15 protein-coding genes and 2 pseudogenes are annotated in these 17,871 nt (G+C 64.9%); 3 read left to right on the forward strand and 14 right to left on the reverse strand.

The window, feature by feature from the left end:
* Positions 1–74: 74 nt before the first annotated feature.
* The 14 genes and pseudogenes from O4G76_RS16965 to O4G76_RS22085 form a co-directional block, all read right to left on the reverse strand.
* Positions 75–1,103: an IS5 family transposase gene (locus tag O4G76_RS16965; protein WP_269398433.1), complete on the reverse strand. Its 1,029-nt coding sequence runs from the start codon at positions 1,101–1,103 to the stop codon at positions 75–77.
* Between the two features lie 249 nt (positions 1,104–1,352).
* Entirely contained in the window at positions 1,353–3,137 is a 1,785-nt protein-coding gene (locus O4G76_RS16970) for an ABC transporter ATP-binding protein (RefSeq protein WP_269398434.1), read from the reverse strand.
* On the reverse strand, positions 3,134–4,093 hold the full coding sequence (locus tag O4G76_RS16975) for an acetamidase/formamidase family protein (RefSeq protein WP_269398435.1): 960 nt from the start codon (positions 4,091–4,093) through the stop codon (positions 3,134–3,136). Before O4G76_RS16975 ends, O4G76_RS16970 begins: the two co-directional genes overlap by 4 nt.
* A gap of 1 nt (position 4,094) precedes the next feature.
* Entirely contained in the window at positions 4,095–5,723 is a 1,629-nt protein-coding gene (locus tag O4G76_RS16980; protein ID WP_269398436.1) for an ABC transporter substrate-binding protein, read from the reverse strand.
* Positions 5,724–5,768: 45 nt separating this feature from the next.
* Entirely contained in the window at positions 5,769–6,689 is a 921-nt protein-coding gene (locus O4G76_RS16985) for an ABC transporter permease (protein WP_085895489.1), read from the reverse strand.
* The gene (locus O4G76_RS16990) at positions 6,689–7,600 is read right to left on the reverse strand and encodes an ABC transporter permease (protein ID WP_269398437.1); all 912 of its coding nucleotides are present in this window, start codon (positions 7,598–7,600) and stop codon (positions 6,689–6,691) included. Before O4G76_RS16990 ends, O4G76_RS16985 begins: the two co-directional genes overlap by 1 nt.
* Entirely contained in the window at positions 7,593–8,207 is a 615-nt protein-coding gene (locus O4G76_RS16995; protein WP_269398438.1) for an ANTAR domain-containing response regulator, read from the reverse strand. Before O4G76_RS16995 ends, O4G76_RS16990 begins: the two co-directional genes overlap by 8 nt.
* Positions 8,204–9,277 (reverse strand): transporter substrate-binding protein, encoded by a 1,074-nt coding sequence (locus O4G76_RS17000; RefSeq protein WP_269398439.1) that lies wholly within the window; start codon positions 9,275–9,277, stop codon positions 8,204–8,206. The genes O4G76_RS16995 and O4G76_RS17000 overlap by 4 nt, the downstream gene beginning before the upstream one ends.
* 407 nt (positions 9,278–9,684) lie before the next feature.
* Positions 9,685–10,328 (reverse strand): annotated as a pseudogene (locus tag O4G76_RS17005) (IS5 family transposase).
* Positions 10,268–10,615 (reverse strand): transposase, encoded by a 348-nt coding sequence (locus O4G76_RS22080; RefSeq protein WP_373568049.1) that lies wholly within the window; start codon positions 10,613–10,615, stop codon positions 10,268–10,270. Before O4G76_RS22080 ends, O4G76_RS17005 begins: the two are co-directional and overlap by 61 nt.
* A gap of 210 nt (positions 10,616–10,825) precedes the next feature.
* Positions 10,826–13,084, reverse strand: coding sequence for a xanthine dehydrogenase family protein molybdopterin-binding subunit (locus O4G76_RS17010; RefSeq protein ID WP_269398440.1), 2,259 nt, complete (start codon positions 13,082–13,084; stop codon positions 10,826–10,828).
* Entirely contained in the window at positions 13,084–14,085 is a 1,002-nt protein-coding gene (locus O4G76_RS17015) for a xanthine dehydrogenase family protein subunit M (RefSeq protein ID WP_269398441.1), read from the reverse strand. Before O4G76_RS17015 ends, O4G76_RS17010 begins: the two co-directional genes overlap by 1 nt.
* A 3-nt stretch (positions 14,086–14,088) precedes the next feature.
* The gene (locus O4G76_RS17020; protein ID WP_269398488.1) at positions 14,089–14,538 is read right to left on the reverse strand and encodes a (2Fe-2S)-binding protein; all 450 of its coding nucleotides are present in this window, start codon (positions 14,536–14,538) and stop codon (positions 14,089–14,091) included.
* 72 nt (positions 14,539–14,610) lie between these two features.
* A pseudogene (locus O4G76_RS22085) lies at positions 14,611–14,703 on the reverse strand (twin-arginine translocation signal domain-containing protein); the annotation flags it as partial.
* 362 nt (positions 14,704–15,065) lie between these two features.
* Here O4G76_RS22085 and O4G76_RS17025 point away from each other — a divergent pair.
* The 3 genes from O4G76_RS17025 (at position 15,066) to O4G76_RS17035 (ending at position 17,595) form a co-directional block, all read left to right on the forward strand.
* Positions 15,066–15,932, forward strand: a complete 867-nt coding sequence (locus O4G76_RS17025; protein WP_269398442.1) for an XdhC family protein — start codon at positions 15,066–15,068, stop codon at positions 15,930–15,932.
* Positions 15,933–16,353: 421 nt separating this feature from the next.
* Complete coding sequence (locus tag O4G76_RS17030) at positions 16,354–16,968, forward strand: glutathione S-transferase family protein (RefSeq protein ID WP_269398443.1); 615 nt, start codon at positions 16,354–16,356, stop codon at positions 16,966–16,968.
* Positions 16,969–16,998: 30 nt separating this feature from the next.
* The gene (locus tag O4G76_RS17035; protein WP_269398444.1) at positions 16,999–17,595 is read left to right on the forward strand and encodes an SDR family oxidoreductase; all 597 of its coding nucleotides are present in this window, start codon (positions 16,999–17,001) and stop codon (positions 17,593–17,595) included.
* Positions 17,596–17,871: the final 276 nt, after the last annotated feature.

Here is a 17,871-nt window from a genome sequence, read left to right on the forward strand (position 1 = left end):
GGGCTACGCCCGCCCTCCGGCTGGAGACAGCGGCCATCTTGGTTGTCGATGCCGGACAACTTGGTTGTCGGTCATCACTTTCGGTGCTTGAGGGACAGCTCGTAGCCCTTGTGTCGGGTGGTGCGCCCATCAATCGCTGAATAACGCGATTTCTGTGCGACATGCGGTGTCACGTAGGCTTGGCGTAGGTCAGCAACGAACTCGGCGGCGTCATATCCCTTGTCAGCCCCGAGGGTCAGCTTGCGGGTCGATCCCGGGGAGTGGCGATGAACCATGCCGAGGGCGGCACGCCGTTCAGCATGGCCGTCCGCTTCGGTCAGATCACCCTGGACGATCAGGCCGCTGCGGTTCTCCATCAGAGCATGGCCGATGAAGCACAGCATCGCTCCGGTGCCAGGCGACTTCTTGTAGAGCCGGGCGTCTGGATCGGTGGTCGAAACATGGGTGGCGTTCGAACGCTTCTTGCCCCGGAAATCGACCTCGGCGTTGCGGTGCTGGCGGGTGGGGCGGGGCATCGGATCGGTCTCGGATTGGGGTGGTTCAGGCTGGTCGGTAGCGGTCGCGTCTGGCGAGGGCGGGTCGCTCGGTCCCTCGTCATCAGGGGGTGCGATGTCTGGCTTCGGCTGAAAGCTCTTCATCGAAGCCCAAGCTTTGACCAGCGTGCCGTCGACCGAGAAATGCTCGTCCGACAAGAGTGGCGCGACCTCTCGGTGCGCCAAGATCGCCGCCATCACCTTGCGCGACATCTCGGTCGTCAGCAATCGGTCACGGTTCTTCGTGAATACCGTAGGGACCCAGACTTGGTCGTCGATGCCCAGCCCCACGAACCAGCGGAACAGCAGGTTATACTGCATCTGCTCCATCAGCTGCCGTTCAGAGCGAACTGAGAACAGGATCTGGAGCAGGCTGGCCCGGATCAGCCGTTCTGGCGCGATCGAGGGACGCCCGAAATCAGCATAGAGCGCTGCAAACTCGGCATCCAAGCTGACAAGCGCGTCGTTTACCACTTGCCGGATCTTGCGCAGCGGGTGACGTGCCGGGATGCGCGCCTCCAGATCAACATAGCTGAAAAGCGAGCCGCTCGTCTCGTCCATGCCGCGCATCACCACCCCCGCCCTCGTCGCCCAGAGAGATGAATCATGTTCCTCAAATCAGGTCGAGGGCCGACTTCTTCAGCGGCCTGTTAGATGCCTTCAAGCCCTAATTTTATCTGCCGTTCGAAGCCGATAGGCGACCGCATCTCGCTTAAACTCGTCGCTGAACCCGCTGCTGCCTATCAGGGCCTTCTTGTCTCGAGATAAGCGAAGAAGGTGTCCATAAAACACGGGGCTATTCATACCTCGCGCGTCGCCTCACTCGAAACTGGCCACCATGTGCCCTCCCCCGATGTCGGCCAGCGCTTCGATTTGAGGCTCCGTGCCACGCCGCAATACGGGACTCGGCACCTCGCCCTGTGGCCTGGAGAACGGTGGCAGTACCCGGGTCGGGTCAGGGACCGGCACGGCGGCGATAAGCTGGCGTGTATAGGGGTGTCGCGGGTCGCCAAACAGTTGCGCACGCGTGCCCATCTCGACGATCTGACCCAGTCGCATTACCGCAACCCGGTCGGAGACGTTCTCGACCACGGCCATGTCATGACTGATGAATAGATAGGCGATGCCGAACTCGGCTTTCAGAGTCTTGAGCAACTCAAGAACCCGGGCTTGCACGCTGACGTCGAGCGCCGAAACGCTTTCATCAGCGATGATCAACCGCGGCCGCAGAGCCAGCGCGCGTGCGATGCAGATACGCTGCCGCTGTCCGCCCGAGAATTCGTGGGGATAGCGGTCGAGTTGGTCGCGCTCCAACCCCACGCGCTCGAAGAGCGTCTCGACCTCAGCGCGCTGCTCGTGAGCGGAGCCGATGCCGTGGATCACCAGCGGTTCAGCCACAAGGTCGCCTACCCGCATTCGAGGGTCGAGCGAGGCCATCGGGTCCTGGAAGATCATCTGAACACCGCGGCGAAAGGCCTTTTCGGGCCGCTGCCCGCTCTCGAGCTTGCGCCCCGCCACTTCCAGTAGACCCTCGAACGGCACCAGCCCGGTAAGAGCCTTGGCAATGGTCGACTTGCCGCAACCGGATTCACCTACCAGCGAAAAGGTCTCACCGGCACGGATCTCGAAGCTGACGCCTGCCACTGCATGAACCGCGTGGATGGGTCGATTTAAGATGCCACCTCGAATGTCGAAGCGCACCCGCAGACCCTCGACCCGTGCTACCGGCACTGCCGTGCTGGGTGCGCCTGCCCCTTCCCCGCGCCCCATTCGGGGCACTGCTGCCAGCAGCGCGCGGGTATATGGTTCTTTCGGTGCTGCAAAGATCTCTTGCACCGGCCCCTGCTCGACCATGCGGCCCGCCTGCATGACAACCACGCGGTCAGCCATCTCGGCCACCACCCCCATGTCGTGGGTGATCAGGATAACGGCGGTGCCAAGGTCCCGCTGTAGATCGCGCAGCAGCTCCAGCACCTCGCGCTGCACCGTCACATCGAGCGCAGTGGTCGGCTCGTCAGCGATCAGCACATCGGGTCTGAGCGCGATCGCCATGGCGATCATGACCCGTTGGCGCATACCGCCCGATAGCTCGTGTGGATACTGTTTCAGTCGCGCCTCGGGCTGCGACATTCGTACCGCGCGTAGCGCCTCGATCGCCCGAGCCCGCACTTCGCGCCGCGACAAGGTCTCATGCGCCTCGATCGCCTCGATCAGCTGGCGACCAATGGTCAGCACCGGGTTCAGCGAGGTCATCGGCTCTTGGAAGATCATCGCGACGCGCGCACCACGCAGAGCGCGCATCCGCCGCTCAGACAGACTCAGAAGATCGGCTTCTCCGAGTCGGATGCGACCGCCCGAGACATGGACGGCAGGCGGCGGCAAAAGCCCCATGATCGCCAGCGAGGTGAGGGACTTCCCTGACCCACTCTCACCCGCGATGGCCAGCGTCTCGCCACGCGCCAGGTCGAATGAGAGATCCTGCACCAGTACGCGCGGGCCCTCGCTGGTGCGCACCGAGATCTCGAGTTCCTCTACGGAGAGCACCGACGGCTTGGTATCCGGGGCCCTTTCGGCCCCGGACAGCTTCGTGACAGCGGCGTTCATTCGAACACACAGCGCGGGAAGTAAAAGCTCACCACCCAGTTCGGCTGGTCAACGATCTCCGAAATCCTGAGATCCCCACAAGTTGAGACCAGCATGTAGGCATCGACTGCCGCCATCTGCCGCGTAGCGCAAAGATGGTCGACCATCCCCGCCACAGCATCACGCGAGGCGCTCATCAGATCCGGCCCGATGCCGGTCGTCACCTCGTAGCCCTTGGCATCGAGATGCCGCGTCACCGGCCCCGGCGTGACGAAGCGCGGGAACTTCAGTTGCGCGTCCTTTACCAGGTCGATGGTGAGCACCGCATCCATCGGGCTTTCAATTGCGGTGCCGCAGACTTCTCCGTCACCCTGCGCCGCATGGGTGTCACCAACGGAGAACAATGCCCCCGCAACCTCGATCGGCAGATAGAGCACGGTGCCAGCGGCGAGGTCGCGGATGTCGAGATTGCCGCCCACTCGGCGCGGCGGCACAATCGAATGCGCCCCCGGCTCGGCCAGCGCGTTACCAATAGTGCCGCAGAACGGCTTGAGCGGCACCTGCCCATGTTCGCCAAACAGCGCCGGCTCCAGCGTTCTTGCGTCGTATTTCCAGATCGTCAGCGCCGGGTCGGTAAACTGGTCCGCCAGCAGGCCGAAGCCCGGAATGTTGGCGGTCCAGCCCCAGGCCGAGCCCTCGGCCTCGCGCGGAGCGAAACTGTCGATGGTGATCTTGAGCGCGTCACCCGGTTCGGCACCCTCGACATAGATGGGCCCGGAGACAGGGTTGATCTTACCGAAGTCGAGAGTCTCCACATCTTTGACCGTGCTCGACGGGCCAAGCTGGCCCGCCGATGAATCCATGCAGTGGAAGGCGATCTGCGCGCCGGGCTCCACCCTTTCGGCCGGGGCGATGGAATTGTCCCAGCCGAAATGATGCTGCGCACCGTGGATCGTGTAGTCGCAGTTCTGGCACATCTTACTGCTCGGTCACGTAGACGTAGTCATAGTTCACCGGAATCGAGACCGGGTCGACATAGAGCGCGTCATCGCCGCCCATGCGCTCGGACTTCATGGTGTAGCGCTGCTCGTTGAATACCGGCACCCAGGGCGCGTCCTCCATAACCTTCATGTAGACGTCGGACCACTTGCCCAGTCGTTCCTCGGCCTGCTCGGGATCGGCCATGGAATCCGCCTCGGCGGCCATCGCGTCGAGCTCCTCGTTGCAGTACCAGGACCAGTTCCAGCCGCCCGGGACCGCCCCGGCGCAGCCGAGGATCGGGCCGTAGAAGTTCGACGGGTCCGGGAAGTCGGCGATCCAGGCCATGCCGCCCGACCAGATCATCGGCGCCTGCTCCTTCTCGCCGCCCGCGGCGATCACGTTGGCCTGCGCGAGGCTTTGGATCGAAGCATCGATCCCGATTTGCTTGAGATCCTGCTGGATTGCCTGCGCGATACGCGGATTGGGATCGGTATTCATCACGAACAGCTCGGTCTCGAAGCCGTCCGGGTGACCTGCCTCGGCCAGCAGTGCCTTGGCCGCCTCAATGTCGTATTGGTAGCCCTCGTAGTTCTCGGTGTAGCCCGGCATGGAAGGCGGCAGCGGTTGATTGGCTGGTACGGCGCGACCGTTGATGATCTGGATGATCCGGTCCTTGTTGATCGCCATGTTCACCGCTTGGCGCACCTTCACATCGTCAAACGGCGGCATCTGGGTGTTTATGGTGATGTAACCGGTGTGCAGCTGGCCGCCTTCGACCACGCGCTCGGCCTGGGCCGGATCGTTCATCACTTCGACAAACTTGGCAGGCGGGATGCCGTCACCGGGCACGTCGACCTCACCGTTCTGAAGGCGCAGAAGCGCCACGATGGGCTCCTGTCCGACCTCGAAGGTTATCTGGTCGAGATAGGGCACGCCTTCGCGCCAATGGTCCTCGAATTTCTCGAAAACCAGCCGCTGGCCGATCGTCCACTCCCCGAGCTTGAAAGCGCCGGTGCCGACAGGCTCCTTGCCGAAATCACCGCCTGCTGCCTCGACCGCCTCTTGCGGCACGACGGAGGCGAAGTTCAGCGCCATCACGTGCAAGAAGGTGGCATCGGGCCGGGTCAGGGTGATCTCGACGGTCTGGTTGTCGATCACCTTCACGCCCGACAGTCCCTCGGCTTCGCCGGAAGCAGCGGCGTCATAGCCCTCGATCGCTCCGAAGAAACCGGCGCCGGGCGACTGGGTCTCGGGGTCGGTGACGCGGTCGAGCGAGTACTTCACGTCCTCGGCCGTCATCTCGCGACCATTGTGGAAGGTTACGCCATCGCGCAGCTTGAAGGTATAAGTTAATCCGTCCTCCGAGATCTCGTAGCTCTCGGCAAGACCCGGGCGCAGCTCGGTGGTGCCGGGGATGTAGTCCATCAACCCGTCGAAGATCGACTTGATCATCGACCAGTTCTGCCAGTCATAGCCGATAGCCGGGTCAAGCGTGGCGACATCGTCCTTGTAGGTGATGGTGATAGCCCCACCCGGCTGGGCGTTCGGGTCGGGCGTGTAATCCTGCGCGATGGCGGGCATGGCGAGCGCGGCGATCAGCGCCGTCGAGGTCAGCAGTCGTTTCATTCTCACTCTCCTGTTAGGTCTTTTGTTGGTTGGTCGTGCGGGGTCTCAGCGCAGCTTGATGCGCGGATCGATGAGGGGGGTGACGAGATCGGCCAGGAGGTTGCCCAGCACGATGGCGCAGGCCGAAACCAGCGTGACGCCCATGATGATCGGGATGTCGACGCGCTGGATCGCCTGCCAAGCAAGCTGTCCGATGCCTGGCCAGCCGAACACGCTCTCAACCACGACGATGCCACCCATGAAGATGCCGATGTCGATGCCGATCATTGCGATGACCGGTAGGATCGCATTGGGCAGTGCATGGCGCAGGATCACCCGGCGCCGCGTCAGTCCCTTCGCGCGAGCGGTGCGGATGTAATCGGCGCGGAGCACGTCGACCATCGAGGAGCGCATCATACGGCTGTACCAGCCCGACCCCATGATGCCGAGCGTGAGGGAAGGCAGAACCAGATGCGCCCAGGTTCCGTAGCCACCGATCGGAAACCAGCCAAGCTGCACCGCGAAGACGTAGAGAAGCAGAAGGCCGACCACGAACTGCGGCGCAGAGACGCCGACGAAGCTCGCGATCATCAGCGACTGGTCGGTGGCGGTCCCGCGCTTCAACGCAGCGATCACACCCATCGTGAGCCCCAGCACCAGCTCGCAGCCGATCGCGCCCGCCATCAGCAGCAGCGATGCCGGAAGCCGTGCCGCGATCAGTGTGCCGACATCGGTGCGCTGCAAGTAGCTGCGGCCGAGATCGCCCTGCACCAAGCCAGTGAGGTAGCGCCAATACTGCACCAGAAGCGGCTGATCGAGACCGAGCTGCTGGCGGATGTTTTCGACCGTCTGCGCAGTGGCCGAACGCCCGGCGATCTGGCGCACCGGATCGGCGGGCAGCGCGTAGAGCAGGAAAAAGGTGATGAAGGATACGCCGAGCAGGATCAGCACCGAGACGATCAGGCGGCGGAAGACGTAGGCGGCCATCAGTCACGCCCCCTTTGCGTCGGGTCGAGCACGTCGCGCAGCGCGTCGCCCAAGAGGTTGAAAGACAGCGCCAGGATCAGGATTGCGGCGCCGGGAAAGAACACCAGCCAGGGGGCAGCCTGGAAATAGGTCTGGTTCTCGAAGATGATGTTGCCCCAGGACGGCGTCGGCGGCTGCACCCCGATGCCGAGGAAGCTCAGCGTCGCTTCGAGCAGCACTGTGGTGGAGATGCCGAGCGTGCCCCAAACGATGATCGTCGGCACCAGGTGCGGCAGGATATGGCGTAGCAGGATGCGTGCATGGCCCGCGCCCAGCGTCTTCTCGGCCGCGATGAACTCGCGCTCGGCCAGTGAGGTGGTCTCGGTGTAGAGCACCCGTGCGGTCTGCACCCAGTTCACGATGGCGATAACCATCGCGACGATCCACAATGAGGGCTGGAAGATCGCGGCGAGGCAGATGGCGAGCAGCAGCGCCGGGAAGGCCATCATCAGGTCGGTGAAGCGCATCAGCACCGCCCCGAAGATACCTCGGAAATAGCCCGCCGAGACCCCGATCACCGTGCCGATGACGAGCGCGATGCCATTGGCCACTACGCCAATGATCAACGAGGTCCGCGCGCCATAAAGGATGCGGGTGAGTAGGTCGCGACCGAGCAGATCGGTACCAAGCCAGAAATCCGCATTGGGCGGCAGCGGCGCTCCAGTGATGGTGAGCCCGTCGAACATCTGCTCATTGGGATCGTAGGGCGTGAGCCAAGGCGCCAGCACCGCCCCCGCAATGGTAAGCAGGATCAGCATTAGGCCAAACAAAGCCAGCTTGCGTCTCATCAGTCGCGCCAACGCCCCACGCGGCGCGCGGCGCGCGACCGGCGGCGGCGCGCCCGGCGGCAGAGTTCCGGTCGTGTCAGACATCGCGTCCCCTCTTCGTCGCCAGCGTTGGTCCGCCGGTCTCTCCGGCCGCGCAAATACGCCGCGCGGCCTGCTCAATCGTTTCCTGCCAGGCCATCGCCATGGCCCTCAGCTGGGCATATGCCTCTGCTTCAGAGCGCCCACGCCCCATCAGCGCCAGCACCGCGCGGACGACGGTTTGCCGTTCGGAAAGCCGGGCGCGCAAAGTAGCGATCTCATCGGCGGCGGCCCGGCGCGCCTCGAATCCTTGTCGTGCAATCAGGAGCGCGGAATAGACCCCACCGGCGCCAATCGGCTTAAGCAAATGTGCATCAGCGCCCTGCCCCAGCGCCCATTCGATCCGACCTGGCGCTTCGGAACCGATCAACGCGATCATCGGCATTGGTGCTTCACCCGGCCGCCAGGGAAACATTTCGTCGTGGCATTGGTCCGCATCGAAGAAAACGAAATCCGCGCTAAGCGCAGCTGCATCCAGATGGGGCCAGCAGGGTAGAGCACGCAGGCCGATCGCGGCGAGCTGCCGAGCGAGAGCTTGGGTCGTCGCATGCGGCCGATGCAGAAGCAGCGCCGTGGCGCCACCCAGTTCCGGCGTCGCGATACGGCGGCTCATGTCACCACCCGAAGCGCCGGATGACGCGCAGTGGGCCAGCGCTCACGCCGCGCCAGATAGGGATCGGCCTCAACCGCACCGCTATGCTCAAGAACCTTGAACAGGCCCTCCTCCACCCGAGCAATCAAGACCGGCAGCGCCATGTGACGCGTCTCAGGATCGACACCGCAGCTCCTCAGCCGCGTTCCCGGGTCGCCCGTCCTTTCCTCGAGGGCTGCAAGCGTTGCCACCGCGACATAGGCCGCTGCTTCGAAGGAAGAGGCAGCCTCTGCGCCGTGCCCGGCCCCCCAAAGCGGTGCTCCGGCAAAATGCGGCCCCGCCGCGATCACCCCCTCAGCCGCGGCGCCAAAACCCGGAAGCTCACATTCTGTGAGGTTGCATGACAGCACCGGGCAGCTGCCCTCGGCAAAGGCCGGGTCCTCTTCGCGCAGCACCCGCATCGCATCGAGGAAGGCGCGCGAGGACTGGCCAATCAGGTTGTTGAGAACGAAATCGGGTCTCGCCGCGCGCAACTCATCGATCAGACGTCCTACATCGGCATCGCCCAAGGCCTGATGGCGCTCCCCGGTCACCGAACCGCCTGCGGAGGCAATAACTTCCCGGGCGACCCGGTTCATTTCCCAGCCCCAGATGTAGTTGGAGCCAACAAGATGGCCGCGCCGACCGTATCGACCGAAGGCCCAATAAAGTAACGGCAGCAGATGTTGGTTCGCGCAGGCATGGGTGTAAATCACCCGATCCGAGCATTCGAAACCTTCGTAAGGACAGGCATACCACAATGTGCCACCTGCCTTCTCCAACGCTGGGATCACTTCCTTTCGGCTCGACGAGGTGACGCATCCCACAACGTGGCGCACACGCCCCTCGCGCAGCATTTCCGTGCAGAGCGGCTCATAGTGATCGAGGTTCCCCCCCGGATCTCGTTCGATCACTATGAGCCGGACGCAGCGCTCTGCATCGGCATTGATCGCAGCTACCGCGTTCAGCGCACCACGCCGGCATGCCGCTGCAATCGCAGCATAATCGCCGGACTGCGAATAGAGCAGGCCGATCTCCACATCACGTCGCATGCGCCGCTCCCAACGAAAAAAGCCCGCACGAGAACGCAGCAGAGCGTTTCGATGCGGGCGCGAATGCCATCCGGGCGAACCGGTATTTGCGGCTAACCTGCGACGACACCTACCGACAGGTCAAGGCTTATGAGCAACGGAGCATCTTTCTTGCCCGTATTTCGTGCATCATCGGAAAGTGGTGAGTGAAAAATTCGCAACATTCACAAGCTCTCCCATTTCAGAATGAGCAGCGGCCGGACTTGCGGATCTTTCGGGTAAGACTTGAGACGCGTTTTAAGACGCGCTCAGGCACGCCTTCCCCGGCTCGCTATTAAATGTCTAAAGGTCTCGGTAGCTCACGCCCCTGCATCGGAGTTGTTGCAGAACTCCGACTTGAGTTGGAGTTGCCCCTTTCCCGGATAAAGTCACGCCACGCGAACGATCTCGGCGGTGCCGAGAGCTGAGAAGCGGTTCATGAGGGCGATACGGATGTGGACTTCGGCGGTCTGGCGGTTGGGATCTCTCGCAGCGATGCGCTCCCCGAACGCCTTCAGGCACCGCATCTTGGCGTCAATGCGGCTGCGGAGATGATAGCCTGTCCACCGCTTCCAGAACGCTCGACCAAAGTGCCGTGTCGTCCGAAGGATGTCGTTGCGGGCCGCAGCGGCCGGCCCATTCTCCTTCCAAGGTCGCCCGTTCTTGCGGATCGGAATGATCGCCGTGGCCTGACGCTCGATGATCGCGGTGTGGCAACGGCGCGTGTCGTAGGCCCCATCGGCGGTCACGGTGCCGATCGCTTCTTCCTCGGGGATCTGTTTGAGCAGTTCGGCAGGACCGGGCTGTCACCGTCACGGATGGGAGTGAACTCCACGGCACGAATATCGGAGGTGGCGGTGTCCATTGCCAGGTGGATCTTCCGCCACTGGCGACGGCCCTGCGCCCCATGCTTGCGCGCCTGCCATTCGCCGTCGCCCAGGAACTTGATCCCCGTGCAGTCGACGAGCAGGTTCAGCGGGCCGTCGGCTCGGCGATAGGGATCTGGACGGCCAAGCTCTTTTGCCTGCGGCACAGCGTCGAGTAGTCCGGTACCGGCCAGTCCAGCCCTGCCATCCGCAGCAAGCTGGCCACCATTCCCGCCGTCTGCCTCAGCGGCAGCTTGAACAGGACCTTGATCGAGAGACAGAACTGGATCGCGCCCTCAGAAAAGACCGGGGGACGCTCCGGCCGTCCCGCATGCGGTGCGAGCCATGTCGTCTCCCGGTCCAGCCAGATCAGCAGTGAGCCACGCTTTCGCAGCGCCGCGCTGTAGGCGGACCAGTTCGTCGTGCGATAGCGGGCAGGTAGAAGCTTCGTCATGCCACCCACCTAAGCGGCGGCTTCGCTGTGTAAACCGTAAGGCTGGGAGTTCTGCAACAACGCCTGGGCATCGGCTCGTCGTGTCATTCCGCGCAAGTGGACACTTCTGTCCGTTTGCGCAAGACTTGGCGGACAATTTTGTCCGTAACAGCTTTTTCTACAGGCGCATGGACCCCATGCGATCCGATGAGACCTCAAGGCACCCGCTCGTCAAACCAGATCCGACATCCGCAGCGGCAGCTTCCGGAGGCGCTTCCCGGTCGCGTGGTGAATCGCGTTGCCGATCGCGGCAGCGGTGCCGACAATGCCCAGCTCGCCGATGCCCTTGACCCCGAGCGGGTTCACGTAGTCATCCTGCTCCTCCAGCATCTCGACCCGCACCTCGCGCACATCGGCGTTCACCGGCACGAGATACTCGGCGATGTTGGCGTTGAGAAACCGCGCCCGGGCATGGTCGATCTCGGTCACCTCGTGCAGCGCCGAGCCGATACCCCAGACCATGCCGCCCATGAGCTGGCTGTGTGCGGTCTTGCGATTGAGCCAGGTTCCCGCGGCGAAGGCGCCATGTAGACGCGGCACCCGGATCTCGTGGGTCCAGCGGTGAATGCGCACCTCGGCGAACTCGGCCCCGAAGGCGAACATCGCCATTTCCGGGGTGACCGGACCAGCGACGCCGTAGCCGCCTTGATAGGTCAGCTTCAGGGCCTGATCGGTCAGCGCCGGGTGGCGGTACTCGCCCTCCGCCGTGGCCTCGCCGCGCGGGGTCGCGGCCAGCGCCTCGAGAAGCGGCTGGCTCTGGCCGTCGGGGCCGCGCAGCACGCCGTCCTCGAGTGTGATCCGCTCGGGATCGACGCCGGAAAGCGGGCCGTCCGACATCTGGCTCACCTCGCGCGCCACTTGCGCCGCGAGGTTGAGGCAAGCCAAGTGCACGGCCGAGCCCGCCGAGGCGGCGGTGGTCGAGCCGCCGGAGATCGGCGCAAGCGGCAGATGTGCCTCGCCCATCACCACGTCGCAGGCCGAGACCGGCAGGCCGAGCCGGGCCGCGGCGATCTGCGCGAAGATGGTGTAGCTGCCGGTGCCCACGTCATGCGCGGCCAGCTCGATGAAGGCATGGCCGGTCCCCTGCATCCGCACCCGCGCCGCCGAAGGCGAGATGTTGGTCGGATAGGTCGCCGTGGCGCAGCCATAGCCCACCAGCCAGTCGCCGTCGGTCATGCCGCCCACCTCCGGGTTGCGATCGGCCCAGCCGAAGCTCGCCGCCGCCGCGTCGTAGCACTCCATCAGTGAGCGCGAGGAAAACGGCACCTCGGCCACCGGGTGGGTTTGCGCGTCGTTGACGCGGCGCAGCTCGACCGGGTCCATGGCGAGCTTCAGCGCCAGCTCGTCCATCGCCGATTCCAAACCGAAGAAGGTCTGCATCTCGTTGGGCGCGCGCATGAAGCCGCCGGTGTTGGTGTCCGAGCGCGACAGTCGTTGCTCGGTGTGGATGTTGGGGCTGGCATACATCGCCCGCGTCATGTGGGTGCCGGGGTTCACCACCTCGTCGAACTGCGAGGTCTGGGCGATCTCGATGTGCTCAAAGGCGGTGAGCTTGCCGGAGGCATCGGCGCCGATGCGGAACTTCTGCACGCTTTCAGGCCGGAAGGTTGCCACCGTGTACATCTGCGGCCGCGTCACGATCAGCCGCACCGGCGCGCCCACCGCTTTGGCGGCAGCGATGGTCAGCATGGTGTAGGGGGTTATCCCGGCTTTGGAGCCGAAGGCGCCGCCGACGAAGGGCGAGACGACGCGCACGCTGGTCTCTGGCAGGCCGTAGGCCCTGGAGATGCCGTGCCGCAGCGTGCGCACCGATTGCGAGGGCATCCAGACCGTCAGCCGGTCGCCGCGCCATTCGGCGGTGGCGGCGAACATCTCCATCGGGTTGTGATGCTGGAACGGCGTGACGTATTCCACGTCGACCGACTGCGCCGCCTCCGACAGGCCCGCCGACACGTCGCCCTTGGTGACGGTCATGCCCTTGCTGTCCTCGCCCGCGCCGACGATGAAGCTGTCGGACGGGTCCATGGCGATGTTGGCCTCGCCCTCCTCGTAGGTGGGCTCGACCAGCTGCGCGCCGCGCCGCGCCGCCGCTGCCGTCTCGGCCACGACATAGGCCACGGGCTGGCCCGCATATTTGATCTCGGTCCCCTCCATCGGCCAGAAGCTCGCCGAGCCGGGGCCACCGGCATAGAAGCCCTTGACCGTCTTGTAGTCGGGCAGTGTCTCATGGGTGAACACCGCAACGACGCCGGGCTCGGCCTCGGCCTTGGAGATGTCGATCCCGGTCAGCGTGCCGACCGCGATGCGCGAGGTGACGAGCGCGCCGTGCAGCATGCCCGCCGGCGTGAAGTCGGCGGCGTAATGCGCGGCCCCGGTCACCTTGCGCGGCGCGTCGGTGCGGGTGACCTCCGTGTTGATCGTCTGGGCCATCAGTTCTCTCCCTTCGCGCGGGCATGGGCGGTCATCAATGCGCCTGCGACGACATCGGCGCCGAGCGGGATCTTGTAGGCGGAATGCTCCAGCGGTGTGGCCTCGGCAAAGGCCACTCGGCCCGCCTCCCGCGCCAGATCCTCGCTGAAGGTCTTGCCGCGCAGCACGTCCTCCGCGGCAGAGGCACGCCACGGCACCGAGGCGACGCCGCCCAGCCCGATCCGCGCATCGCTGACCGTGTCGCCCTCCATCTCGAGCCCCACCGCTGCCGAGACGTTGGCGAAGGCATAGCTCTCGCGATCGCGCGCCTTGAGGTAGTGCGAGGCGCGCATCGCGCCGATCACCGGTATCTCGATCGCGGTGATTATCTCGCCCTTCTCGAGGATCGTCTCGATCTCGGGCGTGTCGCCGGGGCGAAGGTGCAGGTCGGCGATGGGGATGGTGCGGGTGCCGCCGGGTCCTTGGGTCTTCACCTCGGCGTCGAAGGCGATCAGCGCCTGTGCCCAGTCGCCGGGATACATCGCCACACAGGCCTCGGAGCCGCCCAGGATCGCGTGGAGCGAGGTGACCCCACCATCGAGCGCGGCGCAGCCCGAGCCGGGCTCGCGCTTGTTGCACTGCACGTAGGCGGTATCCCGGAAATACGGGCAGCGGGTGCGCTGCAGCACGTTGCCGCCCAGACGGGCGGCGTGCCGCAGCTGCGGGCTGGCCGCCTTCCATAGCGACTCCGTGAGGGCCGGACAGGCTGCCGCGAGATCGGCATCGTCGCCGACCTCGGCCATCCGCGCCAGCGCACCGAAACGCAGGCGGTCGGCGCCGATCTCGTAGCCCTCCAGCTCCGGCAGCCCCGTAATGTCAACCAGCCCGTCGGGCCGTTGCACGTCGAGCTTCATCAGGTCGACCATGGTGGTGCCCCCGGCGAGGATGTCACGTCCCTCGGCGCTGGCCTGATCGATCGCCTCGGACAGAGAGCCGGGTCGAAAATAGGCGAAGTTGTCCATGTCTCAGCCCCCCTGCCCGTCACGGACCGCCTCGATCGCGGCGACGATGTTGGGATAGGCGCCACAGCGACAGAGATTGCCGCTCATATATTCGCGGATCTCGTCGGGCGATCCGGCATGGCCCTCCTCGATGCATCCGATGGCCGAGAGGATCTGCCCGGGCGTGCAGTAGCCGCATTGAAAGGCGTCCTTCTCGGCGAAGGCGGCCTGCATCGGGTGTAGATTGCCTTCCGGATCGGCGAGTCCCTCGACCGTGGTGATCTCGGCGCCCTCGACGGTCAGTGCCAGCGTCAGGCAGGAGTTGATCCGGCGGCCGTTCATCAGGACCGTGCAGGCGCCGCACTGGCCATGATTGCAGCCGATCTTGGTGCCGGTCATGCCGATCGTGTCGCGCAAGGCCTCGACCAATGTGGTACGCGGCTCGACGGTGATCGTGCGCTTCTTGCCGTTCAGGGTGAAGCTGACCTTGGGCTGCGCGTCGGGCGCGACGGCGGGCGTTTCTTGTGCCTGGGCCTTCGCACTGCCGGCAAGGCCCGCACTGGCCGCGGCAAGGCCCGAGGTCCCGAGGAAGCTTCTTCGCGACAGACCAGGCCGCGGAGGTGTCGAAGATCGTGCCATGTCGGGCCTCCCGTCACTGCTGGCTGGGGAACGAGTTAGCCCTGGCGTTCAGAAAGGCCGGAACTTTCTGAGGGGAAAGGAGCACGACCCGCGCTGGCCAGCTCAATTTTCCAAACAAACAGCCCGATTTCGACGCGCTTTCTATACAAAAGAAGTCCAGAAACCCTGCTGATCCTTTCAGTGAGCCGGTTCGCCCAACGTCGAACTCAGTATCTTGTCTCATGCAGGGCAGACGGGAGGCAGTCTTGGCCGAGCAACACTGAGGACAGGTGGAACCAACTCCGCTCCCGCGCGCTGAGCCGCGGCGAAGGTCGTCGTGGGAACGTACCGCCTGCCAGATCACCTAATCAAAAGGTCAATTTATGCCCGGTCAGCCCTTCATCGTTGAGCCGGACATCGCGGCACCCACCCCCCTCTGCGCCGCCGAGGCCGTGCCCGCGCTCGCCGCCCTCGCCCGGCGCGGCGGCGTACTGGCGATGCTCACCGGCATCGACGGCAGCTTCTACCGCCCGCTCGGCGCGGTGATGGCCTTTCCCGACGGCGCGGCCCCGGTCGGCCAATTGTCCTCGGGCTGCATCGAGGGCGACCTCGCGCTGCACGCCGCCGAGGCCCGTCGCAGCGGTCGCTCCCGAACGCTGCGCTACGGCCGGGGCTCCGAGTTCATCGATATTCGCCTGCCCTGCGGCAGCGGCATCGACGTGACATTGAAACCGGTCGACCCCGGCCCGGCGCTCGACGCGCCGCTGGCCGATCTCGAAGCCCGGCGCGAGACCCTGCTGCAACTCGACGGCCTGCCCGCGCTGCCGCTCCGCCCCGATCCGCGCATGCTGGTGGCGGGCGAAGGCACCGAGGCCGCGACCTTCGTCGCGCTTGCCCGCGCCGCCGGCTTTCCCGCCGAGTTTGCCGACCGCATCGACCCCGCCGCGATCGATCGCTTCACCGCCGTGGTGCTGTTCTTCCACGACCACGACCGCGAACCGGATCTGCTGTCGGCGGCGCTCGACAGCCCGGCTTTCTGGATCGGCGCGCAGGGCAGCCACCGCGCGCAGGCGCGCCGCCGGGCGGCGCTGGCGGCGGCGGGCTTCGGCGCGGCGGCGCTCGACCGGCTGCGCGGCCCGATCGGGCTCATCCCCGGCACCCGCGATCCGCGCGCCCTCGCCGTCTCGGTGCTGGCCGAGATCGTCGAGGCCGCCGGGTGCATCCCCGGCAATGCCCGGCCTTTCCGTTGACCGGACGGGCCATAGCTCGTCCCGCAACCGCAGCCGACCGCCCCCACGGGCGGCGCCACGAGCAGCAGGCGAGCTGCCATGCAGGACATCAAACCGGACGACCCGATGAGCGACGAGACTGCACCCAGCCCGCTGTCGAGCACCGAGCGGTTGAACAACATGCACGAGCAAATCGAGAAAAGCGTCTCTTGGGACGCCGTCATAGCCGGTGGTGGCGAAGCGCCCGGCCGTATGGGGCACCACTGCCAAGCCACGGCGCAGCCGGTCCCGGGGTGCCGTTCGGTGGTGTCGAGGATTCGGATTCAGGATGCGAGCATGGCGGTTTCGCCGTGGAGAAGACCGTCGATGCGACGGCCGACTTTGCATCTCGACCTCTTAGGTACCGGCTGCCGAACCCACACCTCCAACGAAAGGAGTTTTCATGCTTACCCTGCACTGCCTCGCGTACTCTCGCGCAATCCGCGTGGCGTGGCTTCTCGAAGATCTGGGACAGCCCTATGATCTTGTCACCTACGATCGCACTGCGGATTTCCGTGCGCCCGAGGCGCTACGTCACGTTCATCCGCTGGGCAAGTCGCCGGTGATACAGGACGGCGATCTGCTGCTCGCAGAGTCTTCGGCCTGCCTGCGCTACATCGTCGATACCTATGGCACTGGTGCCCACCGGCCCCCTCGGGACTCGGTCGATAGAATCCGACATGAGGAGATGCTCGACTACGTCGAGAGTTCGTTTGCCGGGGTGGCCATGGGCGTCCTCCTCCCTGCGTTGCAAAGCAAGGAGCCGAGCGAAGGCGCACGCAAGAGGCTCGATACCCATCTGGCCTACATCGCGGGAAACTTGACGCCGGACGCACTGCTTTTCGGCACTGACGTTACCTTGGCCGACATCCAGTTCTCCTACCTCCTGGCCAACCTCTCGCGCATGGGCTTCCTCGAGAGCGCTCCGCGGATCGAAGCCTATTGGGCCGCGCTGCAAACCCAGCCGGGCTACAAAGCCGCGGTCGAGAAGACCGGGCCGATGGCGCCCGAAGCCTGAAACTCCGCGACGAACCAAAGGAGTGACGTCATGAACATTCTCATCGCCGGCGCGACCGGCAAGACCGGCCTGCGTCTCGTCAAAGAGCTGATCTCGCGCGACCACACCCCCATCGCGCTGGTGCGCGAAAGCTCGGACACCTCCAAATTGCCCGAAGGCGTCACATTGCGCCATGGAGATCTGACCGACCTGCAAGAGGGCATCTGCGACGGCTGCGAAGCCGTGATCTTCGCCGCCGGGTCGGGCGGCGACACCGGCCCCGAGATGACCGACAAGGTCGACCGCGACGGCGCAAAGTGCCTGATCGACATGGCCGCCAAGGCCGGCGTTAGCCGCTTCGTCATGCTCAGTTCGGTTGGCACGGAAGACCCCGACCCCGAGCACGAATTGGGTCATTACCTCCAAGCCAAACACGAGGCTGACGAGCATTTGAAAGCATCCGGTCTGACTTACGCGATCGTTCGTCCCGTGCAGCTGACCGATGAGGATGGCGACCGGAACATTGCTCTTGGCAACAACGTCGATCCCAAGGGGAAGGCCGCGCGCGGAGATGTTGCCGCTACCCTGGCTGACGCGGTCGAAAGTAGCGATTGGATCGGCCAAGTGCGCCTGATGCAGTCGGTCTGATCCGGCGTGCAGGGAACGGGCGCCCGACCACGTTCCCTGCATGTATTCCGTGCCGCACAGCTGCCGTTCGGGCGCCCCGCGGCGAACGGCATTTACCGGCCAAGAGTGTCAGCTCCCGGCCCAAAGCGGCCCTTGGCTGTCACCATATGCTCCTGCATTGCTGCACAGAATACCGGGCATTCACTGCAACATGGAAAGCCATCTTCGGCACCATACCTGCCTATGGGGCTTCTGGGGCTTCCGACGTCCCGCCAAAGGACGCCGGAACCGAAGACG

Source organism: Limimaricola sp. G21655-S1, from assembly GCF_027213785.1.
Lineage (GTDB): Bacteria > Pseudomonadota > Alphaproteobacteria > Rhodobacterales > Rhodobacteraceae > Limimaricola.